Source organism: Tardiphaga sp. 866_E4_N1_4 (assembly GCF_052076075.1).
Taxonomy (GTDB): Bacteria; Pseudomonadota; Alphaproteobacteria; order Rhizobiales; family Xanthobacteraceae; genus Tardiphaga; species Tardiphaga robiniae.
Genome location: NZ_CP197242.1, coordinates 1,233,718 through 1,250,677, shown reverse-complemented (window position 1 = coordinate 1,250,677; position 16,960 = coordinate 1,233,718). Strand labels below are relative to the sequence as shown.

Below are 16,960 nucleotides of genomic sequence, written 5' to 3'. Positions count from 1 at the left end.
AGATCGACATGAACCGACGCAAGTTTCTGAGCGGTGTTGCCGCAGCTTCCCTCGCCATTGCCATCAGCCCGGCCGCATGGGCTTTCGAAGGCGCCGAACTCTATACCGGTGAAAAAGCGCTGTACGAAGCCGCCCGCAAGGAAGGCCTCGTCGTGTCGTTCGATACCGGGCCGACCTGGGCCAACTGGGCCAACCAGTTCAAGGCCTTCCAGAAGCGCTATCCCGGCGTCGAGATGGTCTATAACGACCTCGGTTCGGCCGCGACCGTCGTCGCCCTCGACAAGGCGCGCAATCGTCCGCAGGCCGACACGGCCTATTACTTTGCAGCGTCCGCTCTGGACGCAGCAAAGGCTGGCGTCGTCGATGGCTTCAAGCCGGTGAATTTCGACAAGCTCGCCGATCCGCTGCGCGAGGCCGAAGGCCGCTGGTTCACCATCCACACGCTGAGCGTGGCGTTTCTCGTCAACACCAAGCTGGTCAAGACCGTGCCGCAGAGCTGGGCCGATCTTCTGAAGCCGGAATACAAGAACGCCATTGTGTATCAAGACCCGCGCTCGACGGGGCAGGGCCAGGTGGTGGCCTTCGCCGCGGCCTTCGGCAATGGCGGCAGCATGGACAATGTCGCGCCGGGTATCGACTATCTCGGCAAGCTGACCAAGGCCGGCAACGTGCTGCGCACGGTCGGCACCACGCCTTACGCGCAGTTCCTGAAGGGCGAGATCCCGATCTGGATCGGCTACGAGAACGACGGCCTGAAAGCCAAGTTCACCGACGGTCTCGGCGATGGCGTGTCCGTCGTCATTCCGAAGGAAGCGTCGGCAGCCGCGCCATACGCGATCTCGCTGGTGAAGAACGGCCCGAACCCGAATGCCGGCAAGCTCTGGCTCAACTTCATCATGAGCGATGAAGGCCAGAAGATCTTCGCCGAAGGTTATGTGCGTCCGGCTGTGCCCGGTGTCAGCCTGCCGCCGAGCGTTGCCGACAAGATGCCGGCCGCGCCGCAGGTGCAGGCGATGGATATCGCCAAGGCCACCGCGAAGAAGGCCGAGATCGACGCCGGCTGGGCCAAAGCCGTCCTCGGCCAGTAAGCCGAAACCCACCACAGCGATCCCCGCGTCAGTGCAGGGATCGCCTCGTTCGTCATGCTGCAACAAGGACCACGATGAGCGCCCGCGTCCCGACATCCATGCTCGCTGCATTCGCCGTACCCGGCAGCGTGGTGCTGGGGCTGTTCTTCCTGATCCCGGTTTGTGCGGTGTTGGTCGGCGCCTTCGCGGACGGCGGCAGTGCATTCGGTCGTCTCGCGGGCGATCCCGTGTTCTGGAACGGCCTGCGCGGCACGATGGTGCTGGGGACTGTCGCGCCGTTGTTCTCGCTCGTCGTCGGCTTCTGCGTGGCGCTTGCACTGGCGCGGTTCGCGCCGGGCCTGCGCACCGCAGCGCTGATTGCCATCTCGCTGCCGCTGACATTTTCGGGGCTGATCGTCGCCTACGGTTTTATCCTGCTGCTTGGCCGCGCCGGCTTCGTAACATTGTTGCTGGCTAAGCTCGGCTTCGATCCCGCGGTGATCGGCGGCTTCATCTTCTCACCGGTAGGACTGGGACTGGCCTATTCCTACTATCTCGTGCCGCGTGTCGTGTTGATCGTGCTGCCCGCGATCAGCAACTTCGATCGCAACCAGATGCTCGCCTCGCGCTCGCTCGGTGCGGGGAGTTTCCGAACGCTCATTGAAGTGATGCTGCCGCAGATCCTGCCGAGCCTGATCGCGGCCTATTGCCTGACGGCCGCAGTTGCCGTCGGCGCTTATGGTACGGCGCTGGCGCTGGCCGGTACGCAAGTGAACATTCTGCCGCTGGTGCTCTACAGCAAGATCTCGGAGACGGGGACCGATCTGCCGGCGGCGTCCGCTGCCTCGATCGTGCTGGTGGCCATCTGCGCCGTCGTGGTGTCCATCGGTGAGGCCATGCGGCCGCAGCGGAAGTCGTAGTCGCTACCGCCGATCATTGCTTGCTGGCCGTCCAGCGACCGGTGCAGCCATTCGACATTTGCATCGAGCCGCCGCCACCGCGGCCGGACAGGCGGCCGGTCATGACCGCACTCACACTGCCGCTGCTGCCGACTCCCTGCAATACGCCGCTCGGACTGATGCTACCGCCCCCGCCGACACTCCCGCCGGAGATCGTTAATGTGCTGCTGGCGGTTTTGCCCGCGCACACCGCCGACTGACCGGTGAAAGTGATCTGCCACATGCCGTCGAATCTGGCGGCGCTGCCGCCCTCACCAGCGCCGCGGCGGGCCGGAGCGGCACGCTGCTCGGATCGCTCGCGGCGGGCTGGTTTGGCGGCAGGCGGCTCGGAGGACGAGCCGGACAGCGACTTACTGTCATTGCCGAGACTTCCGCCGGTTGCGCCCTGACTCCATGCGTCGCTGCTGCCGAGTGCGATGATGAGCAGACAGGGGAGAATGACGGATTTCATGATGATGTGCGGGATTGTCATGGGCGCTTACTGCTTGCTTGCGACCCAGCGGCCCGAGCATCCATCGGATCGCTGGAAAACTCCCGAGCCGGTACGGCCGGAGAGGCGACCCTGGCTGGTGACGCGGATACCGCTGTAGTTTCCGCTTCCGCGCACTGTCCCGTTGGCGCTGACCGGGGCGCTGCCGTCTTTGCCGATCATCCTTCCGTTGGCCACGACGAAGCTTTCCGTGAATGTGTCGGAACAGCCGGAGGTGCCTACGCTCGATATCGACCAGGCGCCGTCGAAATTTCCGCCGCCTCCCGCGCCCTCGCCACGGTTGCGCGGCGCGGTCTGACGGCGCGGCGCGCGGCGTTCGGAACTTTCGCGTTGGGCAGGCGCCGCTGATCGGGATTCGGGGGAGGAGCCCGACAGCGTCTTGCTGTCGTTGCCAAGGCTGCCACCGGTTGCGCCCTGTGCCAGAACTGCGTCTCCCGAAAATGTCAGAATGGCCAAACCAAACAGAAGTCCAGATCGAAAAATCATGTTCAATAACTTTCAAAAAACAGATCGAACTTACAATTTCGCGTCAGGCCCCATCGTGGCGTTGGCGCAGATGGCGCCGACAATCGGACATGATTTTCCTGTTTTGGTGCATTGATCGATGGCCGCATCGCGCGCCTGTGCAAGCGTGGGCCGCGCGACAAGCGACCAGTTGCCGCCGAGAGCTGCGAATGCACCGCAATTCGTTCCGTAAAACGACAGTTCGAGCGGGCAGGGAGCCGTGCCGCATTGGGCGCGTGCCTTGGTCACGGCTGACTTGCGGGACGGTTGATCCCACGACATGCCCCATTTCTTGTTCTTGATGTCGTAGACGATCGAGCCCCATTGTTTCTGGTCGCTCGCGCTGCGCAAACGCTGCAGCAGCCCCTCGGTCGGCTCTCCCGTTGGCGGCATGCCGCCCTTGACCTGGAAATCGCGGATCGCAACCGCGATTCCATTCTTGCTGTTCAGTGGCTCGGGATCGAAATTCAGCTCATAAAGCCGGTCGCTGATTTCCGTAAGCTTGATTGGATCGGTGATCGGCAATTTGTCGAAGTCGATCCGCGGCGCATCGGGCAGGCGTGCTTCCTGCACGGGCTTCTGCGGCACGACGAGCGGCACGGTGGCTGTTGGTGCCACGAAGTAGAATGTGCCATCGATCGGCGATGACGACACCCAAGGCTGTTGCGAGCCGCCAGTGGCGCGCTTCACCGCAAGGCCGACCTGATTGAAGGTCTGGAAAATATCGAGCCCGGCCTGACGCACAGTACTTGCCAGTGCCTTGGTGTAGGGGCTGTTACCATCGCTGCCGTCCTGCGCCACGCTGCCGGGCTGGGTCGCATAGGAGATCAGGGTGCCTTCCGGTGCGCGCATCTGGGCAAGGCCGCCTTCCGAGGCGCGCAGGCCACGCGACCCGAACGGATTGTTCCGGCAGGCATCGAGGATGACCATGTTGAGGCGCGTGCCGGAGCCCTGCATCTGCCGCAGCACCAGATTGATATCGACCATCTGGAAGTCGACATCCGCCTCGCGGGTGGGATTGGCGTTCACCGGCACGAGGTAATTGGAGCCGCTGACCTGCACGCCGTGGCCTGCGTAATAGAACAGGGCGACGTCAGCGCCCTGAACCTGCCGGCCGAAATTCTGCACGGCGAGATCAAGTGCGCTTTTGTCCAGGTCCAATTGCGCAGTGCCGCCGATCAACGTGAAGCCGAGACCGCTCAGCGTCTCCGCCATCAGCTTGGCGTCGTTCTTCGGGTTATCGAGGCGGGTGATGTTCTGGTAGCCGGAGTTGCCGACCACAAGCGCGATGCGCTTCTCGGCCAATGCAGCGCTGACCGAGAGCAGCAAAGTCAGGGCCATCAGCGCGGCAATTCGCGCAAGCGACCTGACCGGTTGGACGAAATGGTCCATGAATCCCATCCTGCAATGGGACATATCCTAGCCCGGATCGCATGAAGCGCAATCCGGGCCGGAGCCTGAGTGCAGTCTAATTCAGTTGGTCAGCATGATCCGGCCGACGACCTTGCCGGCGCGCAATTCGTCGATCCACTTCTGCGCATCGCCCATCGGCTCCGCCTTCATCGGCGTCGGCTTGAGCTTGCCCGCGCGGGCCAGAGCCATCAGCTCCTTGGCTTCCTCAAGCGTGCCGACCATGAAGCCTTCGACGGTCATGCGCTTGTAGATCCATTGCACCATGGGCAGGCTGAACTCGCCGCCCATCAGGCCGGACACCACGATCTTGCCACCCCGCGCAACAGTGGCCACCGCGAAGTTCATGGATTTGTCGTTGCCGGCAAAGTCGACCACGCCATCGAAGCCGCCGTCATTTTCCTTCACCATGCGCCTGGCGACATCGGGCTCGGAAGGGTCATAGGCGAAGGCTGCGCCGTTCTTCAGCGCGGCTTCGCGTGCCGCCGGATTGAGATCGGCCACCGAGATCGGCTGCTTGAACATCGCCTGGGCCAGTGCGAGACCGGCCATGCCGACGCCGCCGAGACCCACCAGCAGCAGGTTGCGTTGCCGCGGACGATCGACGAGACGTTTGAGTGCGCCGTAAGCGGTGATGCCTGAGCACATCAGCGTCGCGGCCATGTTGATCGGTAGTGGATCGTAATCGAGCAGATACTTCTCGTCCGGCACCAGCACATGCGTCGCAAAACCGCCGTCGAGTGACACGCCGAGGAAGCGGTTCTTGGCGCAGAGGTTCTCATCGCCTGCCAGGCAGTCGCGGCATTTGCCGCAGCCGATCCACGGGAAGACGGCCTTCTTCTTGCCGATCAGCGATTGATCGCCATCAGGACCGACTTCATCGACGATGCCAGCGATCTCGTGGCCGAGCGTAAAGGGAAGCGTCATGCCGCGGGTGGTGTCGAGCTTCTTGCCACCGCCCAGATCTGCATAGCCGTCCTGGATATGCAGGTCGGAATGACACAGCCCGCAGCATTCGATGCGGACGAGTACTTCCTTGCCTTGCGGCTTCGGTGTGTCGACGATGGTTTCGCAGAGCGGAGCGTCGAATTTCACCAGAGACTGGCGTTTCATAAGAGCCATTTTTGTTTTCCCTAGACTTCGTTGCATCCTAGCAATCACAGGATGGGGGCAAGTTCAAGGGTGCGAAAGATCGCCAGGTTCGCACCTTCTTGCCCACGTCGCGGTCGTCTTGAGAGACTCATGTCGCGCGCATGCGGGCCCGGGCTGCGCGACGAATGCTGAGCCTTCTAAGGCGCGACCATGCGGGGGAGATTTGTTCTGGCTCGGGCTCGACCACCGCCTGCAGCAGCCGCGCATAGTCGAGGATCAGACCGGGCGTCCATGCCATTGCTTCGGCGCGGCGTCGCAACACGCTTGCAACCCACAATTCGGGCGTGGCCACGGCCTGGAAAAATGCACGCCAAGGCCGATCGGTGCGTCCAAGCACACCTTCGAGTGCCGCATCGAGCGCGTGTGCCACGGCGGTCGAGCAGTTGCGGCTGGTGAGGTTATAGGTCGTATCAACGCGGTATGTGCGCCAGAAGTGGCGGACGCGAACGCGGTCGATGCGCGTGAAACGGATATGTTCAGTGGCCTCGCACCATCCTTCTGCTTCCTCGGCATAGCTCGGCTGAAAACGGCCGGGCAGGTCGTTCTCGACGCCAGCGCGCAGCACGCGGCCGAACTCATCCGGCGCGCGATCAATTTCGACGGCGGGGTAGTGGCTGACATAGACATTGGGCGCCAGCTCGAGTGCTGCATGCCCGGTAGAAACAATCCCATTGGCATCAACGGCGGCAATGTAGCGATCCACCAGCGGACGGCGCCGCGCGTTGCGGCCCGGACCTGCGGGTGTCCAGACATGCACGACGAGATCGTCCTTGCCGGCATCATCCGGCGTGGCGGGCACCCACAATGCGGTCGGAAACGCGCCGCCCACCAGCATCGAGATGGGTGCATCCGGTGGCAATCGCCGCAAGCGATTAGCCAGCAATGTCGTGCTCAACCCCGACACGATCAGGAGCGCGCCGATGTTAAAGCCGATCGTGCCCTCGTACCAGGTCGGCCACGGCTCCAGTGTCGTGGCGGCGAGCATCAGCTCGACAGTGCCGGCACCGATTGCCATCCGCCAGTTCTCGAAGCGCACCAGCCACGCGCTGACGATGCGCGCGCTGCCGTCGAGTAGCAGCACGCCGCCCAGCAGCATCGCGATCAACAGGTTGGAATGACGCGGCTGCGCGATGATGATAACGGCCGGTACGATCAGGATAACGGCCTTGGCGAACTGATAGGGCCGACGTGTGACGGCAAGCAGAGCAGCCAGCAGGCTGACAATGCCTTCCAGCAGCAGCAGGTAGCCGAAATAGTGAGGGCGCACGATCGTGCTGCCATCGAACGCGTCGATCACGATAGCGAGGCCCAAGGCAGCCCACAGCACGCCGATCGCGAGCAGCAACCGCCAGCGCCGTTGCACCACTTCCGCGCCCAGCAGGAGGAGCAGCAGACGTATCATCGGTTGCCCATGATCCCAGTTTCCAGGGCCAGATATAGCCAGCGGATGATTAATGTTTTTAGCGAGGAGCCCGGCTCTGGTCGGTATCTATGCGGCGATGGGACTGATGTGGGGCGCAGGCGCGCTGATCGGCCCGGTCTTCGCCGGCGCTGCGATGCAGGGACTGACGCATGGGCTGCCGATGTTCGTGGCACTCGCCTGCACATGTTTCATGTGGGCCGCGATCAGGAGCCCGGCGCAGGAGATCAAGGCGTCGGCGTAACGCTCTTGGTTTTTCGGATCTCGGATAATTCGCGTGCCATTGCGACAAAACCTGACACCGGAACCGTCTCGGCACGCCGGGTAACGTCGACATCGGCAGCTGCGGCGAGCCGCTCCGGATCGACGCCGAGGGATTTCAGGCTCTGCCGCAGCATCTTGCGGCGCTGATTGAATGCTGCAGCGGCCACCTGTTCCAGCAGGCGTCGTTCGCAGGCCTCTGGCTGCGCGCGGGGAACGAGGCGCACAACCGATGACGTCACCTTCGGGGGCGGCGTGAAGGCGGCCGGCGAGATGTCGAACAGGATTTTGGTTTCGGCGCGCCAGTTCGACAGCACACCGAGCCGGCCATAAGCCTCGTCATCTTCGACCGCGACGATGCGTTCGGCGACCTCGCGCTGGAACATCAGCACCATCATGTCGTACCAGGGCGGCCACGGCTCGGTGCACAGCCAGTCGATCAGGAGCTGCGTGCCAATATTATAGGGCAGGTTGGCGACGATCTTGGCGCGCTCGCCTGATAGCATCGGGCGCGGATCGAAGGTCTGGGCGTCGCCGATAACGATCTCGAGCCGACCAGGATAGTGCGCGGCGATTTCCTTGAGCGGGCCGAGTGCACGCTCGTCACGCTCAACGGCGATAACGCGCCTGGCGCCGGCGGCCAGCAATGCACGGGTGAGGCCGCCGGGGCCGGGACCAACCTCGATGACCGTGCAATCTTCCAGCGGGCCGGCGGCGCGGGCGATGCGTGCGGTGAGATTGAGGTCGAGCAGAAAATTCTGGCCGAGCGATTTGCGCGCCTGCAGATCGAAACGTTTGATGACGTCACGCAGCGGCGGCAGATCGTCGATCCCGCTCATGCGGATTGCGTCGCAGCCATGCGGGCCGCGAGTTTCAGCGCCGCAATCAGGCTCGATGGATTGGCCTTGCCGGTGCCGGCGATGTCGAAGGCGGTGCCATGATCGGGTGAGGTGCGGATGAAGGGGAGGCCGAGCGTGACGTTGACGCCCTCATCGAAGGCGATGGTCTTGATCGGGATCAGCGCCTGATCGTGATACATGCAGATCGCACAGTCATAGGTCGCGCGGGCCGCGGGATGGAACATGGTGTCGGAGGGCAAAGGCCCGCGTGCGTCGATGCCTTCGTTCTGCAACACGGTGACCGCGTGCATGATGAAGGCCTGCTCCTCGTCGCCCATCGAACCATCTTCGCCGGCATGCGGATTGAGGCCAGCAATGGCCAGTCGCGGCCGCTTGATGCCGAAACGGGTCTTCATGTCGTTGACCACGATGCGCGCGGTGGCAGTGATCAGCGGGCCGCTCAGTTGGGCAATGGCATCGGGCAGCGAGACATGGATCGTGACCGGCACCACGGCCAGTTCCGGCGACCACAACAGCATCACCGGCAGCGGGACCTTTCCGTCGCGGGCGGCAAGCTCGGCGAGAAATTCGGTGTGACCTGGGTGGGTGAAACCGGCGCGATAGAGCACGCTCTTGGCGATCGGATTGGTCACGACGGCGCCGGCATGGCCGGCTTCCACGTCCGCGACCGCTTGACGGATCGAGGCAATGGCTGCGGGCGCGCTGGAAGCGTCAGGACGGCGCGGAGGCGCGGTGATCGTCTGTCCGATCGACACCACTGGTAACGCGTCAGCAAAGGTCTCAGTAGCACCGGCGGGCGTTGCATCGGCCAGCTTGACGTCGAGGCCGAGCGTCTTGGCACGTTCCGCCATGAAGTCACGGTCACCAAGCAAATAGAACGGGGGCAGGTCGAGTTCGTGCCGACGCAGCCAGGCAGCGATGGCAATGTCCGGGCCGATGCCGGCCGGTTCGCCCAATGTCAGCGCAAGAGGTTTGGTCATGGTGCCGCCCTAAGCCAGTCGCGGCCTAAGCCGGATCGGAAATTACCGATATTCGATCATCGCCGCTTTGCGCACTTCCTGCAGGTAGGATTTCGACTTCGCTTCGAATTTGTCGGCAAACATCTTGTCGCGGACTTCCCGCTTCTTCGGTGTATCGACCTTGGTCGGCTTGCGCGCGCATAGAGCGACCATTTCCACGCCCTGACGGGTCACTTCCGGAGGCGTGAGACGTCCGATCGGGGTCTTGTCGAGCAATTCTCTCAGCGACGGCGGCAGATCGGCAGAGGTCTTGACGACCGTATCGCGGATAGTCGCATTCTGCATCGACTTGAAGGTACGGTTGGCGTCTTCGCAGCTCTGGATACGCTCGCGCAGCCCTTCGGCTTCCTTATGCCGCGCTTCCATCATGCCGGACGCTGCCCCGCGGGGGACGACCAGTACAACCGGTCGCATCTGATATTCGAACGCTTCGGTCATGGCATCGCCGCCAGCGCTCTGGACGGCTGCATCGACTTCCTTTTCGCCGACCTGCAGGCTCTGCTTGAAGCGCCCGCGCACGATCGCGTTCCAGACCATGTCGGCTTTCAAACGGCTTTTCAGCGTGTCCGGGCGGATGCCTTTGGACGCCAGCGACTGCACCAGCTGATCCGGCGTGAGACGCATGCGCGAGCTCATGTTCTGAAATGCACCATCGACTTCCGAGGCACCGGGATCGACGCTGTATTTCTTGCCTTCTTTGATCTTCACCTTTTCGCTGATCAACTCCTCGATCACGTCCTGGCGGCTGTTTGTCTTCGCGCCCGACAGCGCATTCAACTTGGTGCGCTGTTCGATATCGAAATTGGTGATGGGCTCGCCATTGACCATGACGGCGACGGACTGGGCCCGAGCCGGTGATCCCGCACAAATGAGAAGGGTAACTGCCGTCGCCAAAGTGGCTCGCAGAACGCGTCCGGAAATCATCGTACCCATCATTGTCAAAACCGCGGTGTCAAAGCTCTCTTGAAAGCAGAATTCGCATACATCGCGACGGAAAACGGAGATTTCACGGCACAAAGGACCGATACTAGTAAGTGCCGCCGGTTCCGCTCGCAGACGTGGTATTGCCAATTGTCCGCAAGCCAAGCTGGAACATGAATGTATGGCTCAGAACGGGCGGCGTGCTCAGGTTACTCACGTAGTTGTAGGACGTGACATAATTGACGCCGAGCACGAAACAATCGTCCACATAGCCGGCACCGACCGTGTACTGGTTGATCTTGTTGGCCTCGAGATCCCAGCGAGCGCCACCGGTCACCACCCAGTTCGATGCCAGTTTGATCGAACCGGTGCCAAGGAGGCCTTCGCGGCGAGTGAGGTAGCCCAATTCCGCCTGCGGTGCGTAGTTGCCATACATCAGACTGACCGACCAGCGGTCGAAGCTCGCGCGACCCTCCGCCTCAAAGCGCGAGATGTTGCCGGTCGCTTCGTCGATACGAGCACGGGTACTGACCGTATAAGTGCGGTTCGGCGAATAGGCGAGGCTGGCGACGTAGTCTGACCGCGAGGTAGCCAGTCCTGAGTTGACGCCGGTGTTGGTCGTATCGGCGACTGCGAACGAGTTCAGGCCGAAAAGTTGATAGGACTGACCGAACAAGACTTTGACGGAACCGCCACGATCGAACTGCGTGGTGGCCTGCACGCCGACGTTGGCGCGGCCGCCGCCTTCGACACGGTCGTAACCGGAGAACTTGTTGACGCTGAACAGATTGCTCGCGTCGAAGCTCATGCTCTGCGCGTCTTCGTTAGGCAACTTACCGGCGTAGGTTTCGTTCGGACGAATGATCACCTGAGCGATGGGTTCGAGTGTCGTGGTGCCCCACGGCTGAACGTTGATGAACGGATAGCGATATTCGACGCCTACGGTCGGCATCACCCGCAGCGCTGTCGTGTCACCGGTCGGCAGGAAGTTGGACACGCCGGGCTGGTTTGAGATCGAGGCATCGATCGCATCGACGCGCAGGATCGCGAACGGCGTGAAGATCTGGCCGAACGAGTCCGTATAGGAACGGCGCCACTGTGCTTCACCGGTAACGCGGGTATAGGTGCCGGGAATGCCGTTCATCAGGCAGTTTGTTGGCGTCCGTGAGGCCGTGTCCGCTGAGAGAATATTGCAAGGGCTCAAGCCGGTCAGTGGATCAATCTTACTATTGATTGCAGTGAACGCAGCCTGATCACGGCTCAGGCTGGTCATGTTAAACTTGTAGCTGAACTCGCCGCCCAGAATGTTCTGGTTGAGCACATTGTTGTAATCGATCACCGGGTGAATGACCGGGACCTGGCTCTGATTACCGGAGAAGCTCAGGTAGTAGATCGTGCGTGCATCGAAGAAGCTACGCTTGCCGACGCCCGTTAGATATAGTTGCGAAACGGCCTCCGTCTGCAGATTCAAAAACGAGGCATAGGGATCCCGGTACATCGACAGCCGGTAGTCCTGCAGGAAGTTGTAATCGCTGAGTGCGACCGCGTCCCAGCCCCAGACCCATTTGTCGTTCAGCGCGAACTGGCCTTTGGACTCGACTCCGCCGCGCCAGTCTTTGTCGCCGACCGTGTTGGCGAAGGCGCTGCGATCCTGCTGATTGATGCCATAGGCACGGATCTGGTAGGCGCCATCCATCAGGCGCTGCCGGAACTCGCCTTGCATCAACAGGCCCTGCTTGCTGGTGTAGCGTGGCGAGATGGTTGCATCGTAATCAGGCGCGATCGCCCAATAGAACGGCGTTTCAACGCCGAAGCCTGTATTGGTGTTCTGCGTGAAGCCCGGCATCAGGAAGCCGGTCTTGCGCTTCACCGTCGGATCGGGCGTCGAAAAATACGGGATATAGGCGAGGGGCACGCCGAAGAACTCGATCCGGGCGTCCTCGAAATACATCATCTTTTCGGTCTGATCGTGGATGACACGGGCACCCTTGACCTGCCACAGCGGTGGCTTCTTCGGATCTTCCTTACAGGCGGCGCAGGCGGTGTAGACACCGTTCTGGAACACGGTGTAGTTGCCGGCGGTGCGCTCGGCGCGTGTCGCGGCCATGCGCGTCGCATCGGCCGTATCGACGCGCAGCGAATCCACGAAACCGTCGCGGTAGTCGTCGCTGAGATCGAGCAGGTTGGCATAGGTGATCTTGCCGTCGGCGTCCGTCATGCGGACATTGCCTTCGGCGTGCAGGCGCTTGGTCTTCTGGTCGTAGATGACCTTGTCGGCTTCGACGGACGTACCGTTGTAATACATCTGCACGCTGCCGACTGCGGCGACGCGCGAGTTGTTATAGTCGTAATTGACCTCGGTCGCCTGGACCAGCATCTGCCCGGTCTGGGCGGCAGGCGGCGGCTTCGGCCGGGTGGCGGGGCGATTGTAAGTGAAACTCTGGGCAGCCGCCGGGGTCGTCGCCGCGACGCCAAATGCAGTCGCCAGACCCAAAACGGTTGCGAGCACCGGGGCCAGTACGCCAGACGTGCAGAAACGGTCACTGCGCATGGTCATGCGCAGCTTCCAATCAAATGCCTGCTCACGGAGGGCGGCAAACACAGCCACTATCCGTCCTCCTGGTACAACAAGGCCAAAAAGCCGGTGAGGCCGCCCACACACACAGGCAGCCACGCCGCAGCAATCGGATGCATCAACTCAGCCTTGCTCAAATCTTCCGTAACTTTCGACAGGACGTAGAGCAGAAAGCCTGCGCCCACGCCACTCAAAACCATCTTCTGGACACCGCCCATCCGAAAGAACCTCAGGCTCACGGAAGCAGCCAGCATCACCATCGCAACCAGCAAAAACGGCTGTGCGATAAGCTTATGATACTGCAAGCGATACCCCGCCGTCGCGAAACCCGAACTCTCTGAGGATTTGATATACGAAGGAAGTTGCCAAAATGACACTGTTTCGGGGGTCGAAAAACTGTTTCTGACCTGCAGCGGGGTCAGGGTCGTGGCTAGGTACATGCTGTCCTGCTCAACCACGGGCGAATCGAGGGTGTAGCGTCGGACCCCTTTGAACAACCAGCGGCCGGGCTCCAGCGATGCCTCGCGAGCTTCGATCCGTTCCTTGAACTGGGATTCGGTGTCGAACCGGAACACGGTCAGGCCGGTCAGGCGGACGCCCTGCTGCTCGCTGCGGGCGGCATTGATGATGGATTGGCCCTCGCGGTTGACCTGGTTGATCCAGAAGCCGGAGGCGTCCTGGACGCCGCCGCCCGGCGCATCGCCGAACATCTGGGCCTCCATCCGCTTCGATTCCTCGCGCAGGTTGGCCGACAGGGGATTGTAGCCCACAGTCGCCAGCACGCCCAGGATGAGAGCGCTGGCCAGTGCAGGGGAGATAAACTGCCAGGCCGAGACGCCGGCGGCGCGGGCGACCACCAGTTCGAGCCGCCGCGACAGGGCGAGATAACAAGTCATGGCGCCGATCAGGATGCAAAACGGCATCATCTTCTCGAGCAACTGGGGCACCCGGTACAGCGACGTCTGCGCCACCATAAGAGCGGAGGCCGAGGCCAGCCCGGAGGTGCGCCTGACCATCTCGATGTAGTCGACCAGCACCAGCAGCATGAAGATACTGGTGAACACGCCCAAGGCCGCCACCAAGAAGCGACCGGCGAAATACCTGCCAATGGTGTTGGTGATCATGCTCATGCGGCGGCCGGCCGTCGGAAGAGGCGCAACAACCGCTCGTTGGATCTGTTGATTGCTTCCACCAGCTTGGCCGGCGGCTCCACGACAATCCCGGCTGAGATGATCCAGAAGCTGACGCCGATCGCTGTCGCCAGCAGGGCATATTGAAGCGGTGCGGCGAAGTCCGATTTCGCTGCCACGACGGAACAGGCAAAGCCCGCCATGCGTAGGCCGAACACTGCGGCAATTGCGCTGCCCATCGAGAAGTTGCGGCTCTGCCGCGTTGTCCGTGGCGAGCCCAGGAATGCAAAGGTCAAGGCGGCAAAGGCAAGCGGATAGATCGGCGCCATCAAGCGGTCGTGCATCTCCGCGCTGAACTGCCGCGGCACCTGCTTGTAAAGCGGGTCATCCACTGGCGGCACCATCAATTCCCAGAGATATCGTTCACGAATTCCGTAGGTGACGTCCTGGCTGCGATTGGAGAACTTCGACATATCGAAAGCGTAGCGGCCGAACGCCACCATGGCGGGGTCGGTCTTGCCCGTCTCGAAACGCTGCAGATTGCCGTCTTCCAGAATCAGGAACGAACCATCCTTGTTCTTCAGCACCGTGCCATGGTCGGCAATGATGGTGACGCGCTCTTTGGGATCGCGACGATCATCAACAAAAATCCCGACCAGCAATCCGCCGGGCTGACGCTCCCGGACGCGAATCGTCAGGTTCTGGTCGAGCTGCGCAAAGCGGCCTGGCTGCAGGATGTTGGCCAGCACGTCGGCGGTGATCTCGGCGTCCCAGCGCTTCAGGCGGCGCATACCATCCGGTGCCAGATATGAGCCGATGAAGGCCACGAGCAGCGATACGACCATCGTCGCGAACAGGAAGGGACGAAACAGCCGTCGCGGCGACAGGCCGGCGGCATTCATCACGATGATTTCGGAGTCGGTCGCGAGCTTGGTCAGGGTGTGGGACACCGCGATCATCAGGGCGATCGGAGCAATGATCAGAACGAGAACGGGAATCGCGAGGCTGGTGACGCCGAGGAAAGTCAGAATGGTTTGACCCTGGCTCGTCATCAGGTCGATTCCGCGCAACGCTTGCGTGATCCAGATCACGCCCGTCAGGCTGACCAGAACCACCGCAAACGACGCCAGCGTCGTGCGGAAAATATACTTGTCGATAGACCCCATCGGTCCGATCAATCCCCATTCCGGCCGTTAAAGCCGCCCGCATGCCCAATCCCGCAAGGGGACCCCCGAGGACATGCCGCGATCTTCACAAGCCCATCATCTCACTTAGCATCCCTTTGATTGGTCAACAAAATGGCCGGGGGATGGCTCGCTCAAGATATGGTTAATTATGTGCCCGATGTGTCCCTTGGGCCACTGAAATGCTTCGCAACTCAGTTGGCGGCGAGGAACCGGGTTAGTCGGCAGGGCCCATTTGTTGGCAAGACCGTCACCTAAGGTCAGAGTCGACACATTCGGACACAGGCAATGCCCGAATCGTGGGTTACGGGCGGTTTGGTTTCCCTCGGGGGAAACACAAGAAACTATCGATAAAACTATCGATCCTTGGCGGTTTCGGTCAGAACCTGTCTTGACGGTTCACGCTGCGACGACAACAAAACACTTCAACCCCGCCGCACTGACCGGATTCCGCGCCGACCCCTGCGACAGCCCTGATCTTCTGGAGGAATTTGCCATGTCCGACGCCGTCAAGGTCGGCTTTGTCCCGTTTGCTACTGCTGTGCGCGGTGCTCTCGTGGTGTTCTGCGACGAAAAGCTGAAATTCGGTCCTGCCGCGACCAAGGCTCTCGGGGATGCGGCAGCAACTGTGAAGCGCGCGGCTACAACCAGCAAGTTCAAGGGCAAGAGTGCATCGACGCTCGACATCCTGGCCCCGGACGGCATCAAGGCGTCGCGTCTCATCGTGATCGGCACCGGCAAGCCGGCCGATCTGAAGGAGACCGATCTGCTGAAATTTGGCGGCGTGCTCGCCGGCAAGGTCGGCAGCAGCAATGAGGCGGTGACCGTCATCGTGGAGCTGGCTTCGGGTGCAATGACGCCGGAGCAGGCGGCATCGGTCGCCTCCGGCGTATTGCTGCGCGCTTACAAATTCGATCGTTACAAAACTAAGAAGAAGGATGCCGACGAGACGCCCGGCAGCGTCGCGGTTTCGTTGGCCGTCGGTGACGTCGCCGCAGCCAAGAGGGCCTTTGTGCCGGGCAATCATATCGTCAACGGCGTCGTGCTGGCCCGTGAACTCGTGAATGAGCCGCCGAACGTGCTGTTTCCCGCCGAATTCGCGCGCCGCGCAGATGAGTTAAAGAAGCTCGGCGTCACGGTCGAAGTGCTCGACGTCAAGGCGATGACCAAGCTTGGCATGGGCGCGCTGCTCGGCGTGTCCCAGGGATCTGTGCGTCCCGGCCGCATGGTGGTGATGCGCTGGAACGGTGGCAAGAAAGGCGAGCAGCCCGTCGCCTTCATCGGCAAGGGCGTCACCTTTGATACCGGTGGCATCTCGATCAAGCCGGCCGGCAGCATGGAAGACATGAAGGGCGATATGGGCGGCGCAGCCTGCGTCGTTGGCCTGATGCATGCACTCGCGGGCCGCAAGGCCAAGGTCAATGTGGTCGGCGCCATCGGCATCGTCGAAAACATGCCGGATGGCAACGCGCAGCGTCCGGGCGACATCGTGACGTCGATGTCCGGTCAGACCATCGAAATCATCAACACCGACGCTGAAGGCCGTCTCGTACTGGCCGATGTGCTCTGGTATGTGGCGAAGAAGTTCAAGCCGAAATTCATGGTCGATCTGGCGACGCTGACCGGTGCGATCATGGTCGCGCTCGGTACCGAATATGCCGGCATGTTCTCCAACAATGATGAACTCGCAGAGCGCCTGTCCACCGTCGGACAGACCACCGGTGAACGTGTTTGGCGGATGCCGCTCGGTCCGGAATACGACAAGCAGATCGACTCGCAATTCGCCGACATGAAAAACACCGGCACGCGCAATGGCGGCTCGATCACTGCGGCGCAGTTCCTGCAGCGTTTCGTCGACGATACGCCGTGGGCGCATCTCGATATCGCCGGCACCGCCATGGGCGCGCCGAAGACCGAGATCAATCAGAGCTGGGGCTCGGGTTACGGCGTGCGGCTGCTCGATCGGCTTGTGGCCGACTATTACGAGGCGAAGAAGTAGTCTGACACG

15 protein-coding genes are annotated in these 16,960 nt (G+C 61.8%); 4 read left to right on the top strand and 11 right to left on the bottom strand.

The features are described 5' to 3' along the window. Positions 1-8 precede the first annotated feature (8 nt). Positions 9-1,088 (top strand): extracellular solute-binding protein, encoded by a 1,080-nt coding sequence (locus AB8B20_RS06265; protein ID WP_439072015.1) that lies wholly within the window; start codon positions 9-11, stop codon positions 1,086-1,088. A gap of 74 nt (positions 1,089-1,162) precedes the next feature. Beyond that, entirely contained in the window at positions 1,163-1,987 is an 825-nt protein-coding gene (locus tag AB8B20_RS06260; protein WP_439072014.1) for an ABC transporter permease, read from the top strand. Between the two features lie 13 nt (positions 1,988-2,000). Here AB8B20_RS06260 and AB8B20_RS06255 read toward each other — a convergent pair whose 3' ends face one another. The 5 genes from AB8B20_RS06255 to AB8B20_RS06235 all read right to left on the bottom strand — a co-directional run bounded on the left by AB8B20_RS06255 (position 2,001) and on the right by AB8B20_RS06235 (position 6,984). Then, positions 2,001-2,498, bottom strand: a complete 498-nt coding sequence (locus AB8B20_RS06255; RefSeq protein ID WP_439072013.1) for a hypothetical protein — start codon at positions 2,496-2,498, stop codon at positions 2,001-2,003. Between the two features lie 6 nt (positions 2,499-2,504). Then, entirely contained in the window at positions 2,505-3,002 is a 498-nt protein-coding gene (locus tag AB8B20_RS06250) for a hypothetical protein (protein WP_439072012.1), read from the bottom strand. Between the two features lie 30 nt (positions 3,003-3,032). Then, positions 3,033-4,412 (bottom strand): caspase family protein, encoded by a 1,380-nt coding sequence (locus AB8B20_RS06245; protein WP_439072011.1) that lies wholly within the window; start codon positions 4,410-4,412, stop codon positions 3,033-3,035. Positions 4,413-4,493: 81 nt separating this feature from the next. Further along, positions 4,494-5,552 carry an alcohol dehydrogenase gene (locus tag AB8B20_RS06240; protein ID WP_439072010.1) on the bottom strand — a complete coding sequence of 353 codons (1,059 nt, stop codon included), beginning with the start codon at positions 5,550-5,552 and terminating at the stop codon, positions 4,494-4,496. 118 nt (positions 5,553-5,670) lie between these two features. Continuing rightward, positions 5,671-6,984, bottom strand: coding sequence for an HdeD family acid-resistance protein (locus AB8B20_RS06235; RefSeq protein ID WP_439072009.1), 1,314 nt, complete (start codon positions 6,982-6,984; stop codon positions 5,671-5,673). 52 nt (positions 6,985-7,036) lie between these two features. Between AB8B20_RS06235 and AB8B20_RS06230 the strand changes: the two genes are divergently transcribed. Next, positions 7,037-7,246 carry a hypothetical protein gene (locus AB8B20_RS06230; protein WP_439072008.1) on the top strand — a complete coding sequence of 70 codons (210 nt, stop codon included), beginning with the start codon at positions 7,037-7,039 and terminating at the stop codon, positions 7,244-7,246. Here AB8B20_RS06230 and rsmA read toward each other — a convergent pair. From rsmA to lptF, 6 genes are all read right to left on the bottom strand, one after another. After that, the gene (rsmA, locus tag AB8B20_RS06225) at positions 7,230-8,102 is read right to left on the bottom strand and encodes a 16S rRNA (adenine(1518)-N(6)/adenine(1519)-N(6))-dimethyltransferase RsmA (RefSeq protein ID WP_439072007.1); all 873 of its coding nucleotides are present in this window, start codon (positions 8,100-8,102) and stop codon (positions 7,230-7,232) included. The two genes, AB8B20_RS06230 and rsmA, sit on opposite strands and share 17 nt — an antisense overlap. Further along, positions 8,099-9,103 (bottom strand): 4-hydroxythreonine-4-phosphate dehydrogenase PdxA, encoded by a 1,005-nt coding sequence (pdxA, locus tag AB8B20_RS06220; protein WP_439072006.1) that lies wholly within the window; start codon positions 9,101-9,103, stop codon positions 8,099-8,101. Before pdxA ends, rsmA begins: the two co-directional genes overlap by 4 nt. A gap of 42 nt (positions 9,104-9,145) precedes the next feature. After that, positions 9,146-10,075, bottom strand: coding sequence for a SurA N-terminal domain-containing protein (locus tag AB8B20_RS06215; protein WP_414717154.1), 930 nt, complete (start codon positions 10,073-10,075; stop codon positions 9,146-9,148). Between the two features lie 94 nt (positions 10,076-10,169). After that, positions 10,170-12,620 (bottom strand): LPS-assembly protein LptD, encoded by a 2,451-nt coding sequence (locus AB8B20_RS06210; RefSeq protein WP_439072005.1) that lies wholly within the window; start codon positions 12,618-12,620, stop codon positions 10,170-10,172. 50 nt (positions 12,621-12,670) lie between these two features. Beyond that, the gene (lptG, locus tag AB8B20_RS06205; protein WP_175366134.1) at positions 12,671-13,768 is read right to left on the bottom strand and encodes an LPS export ABC transporter permease LptG; all 1,098 of its coding nucleotides are present in this window, start codon (positions 13,766-13,768) and stop codon (positions 12,671-12,673) included. After that, on the bottom strand, positions 13,765-14,934 hold the full coding sequence (lptF, locus tag AB8B20_RS06200) for an LPS export ABC transporter permease LptF (RefSeq protein ID WP_309945670.1): 1,170 nt from the start codon (positions 14,932-14,934) through the stop codon (positions 13,765-13,767). Before lptF ends, lptG begins: the two co-directional genes overlap by 4 nt. A 514-nt stretch (positions 14,935-15,448) precedes the next feature. Here lptF and AB8B20_RS06195 point away from each other — a divergent pair. Then, a complete protein-coding gene (locus AB8B20_RS06195) occupies positions 15,449-16,951 on the top strand; it encodes a leucyl aminopeptidase (RefSeq protein WP_439072004.1) in 1,503 nt (500 codons plus the stop codon). Positions 16,952-16,960: the final 9 nt, after the last annotated feature.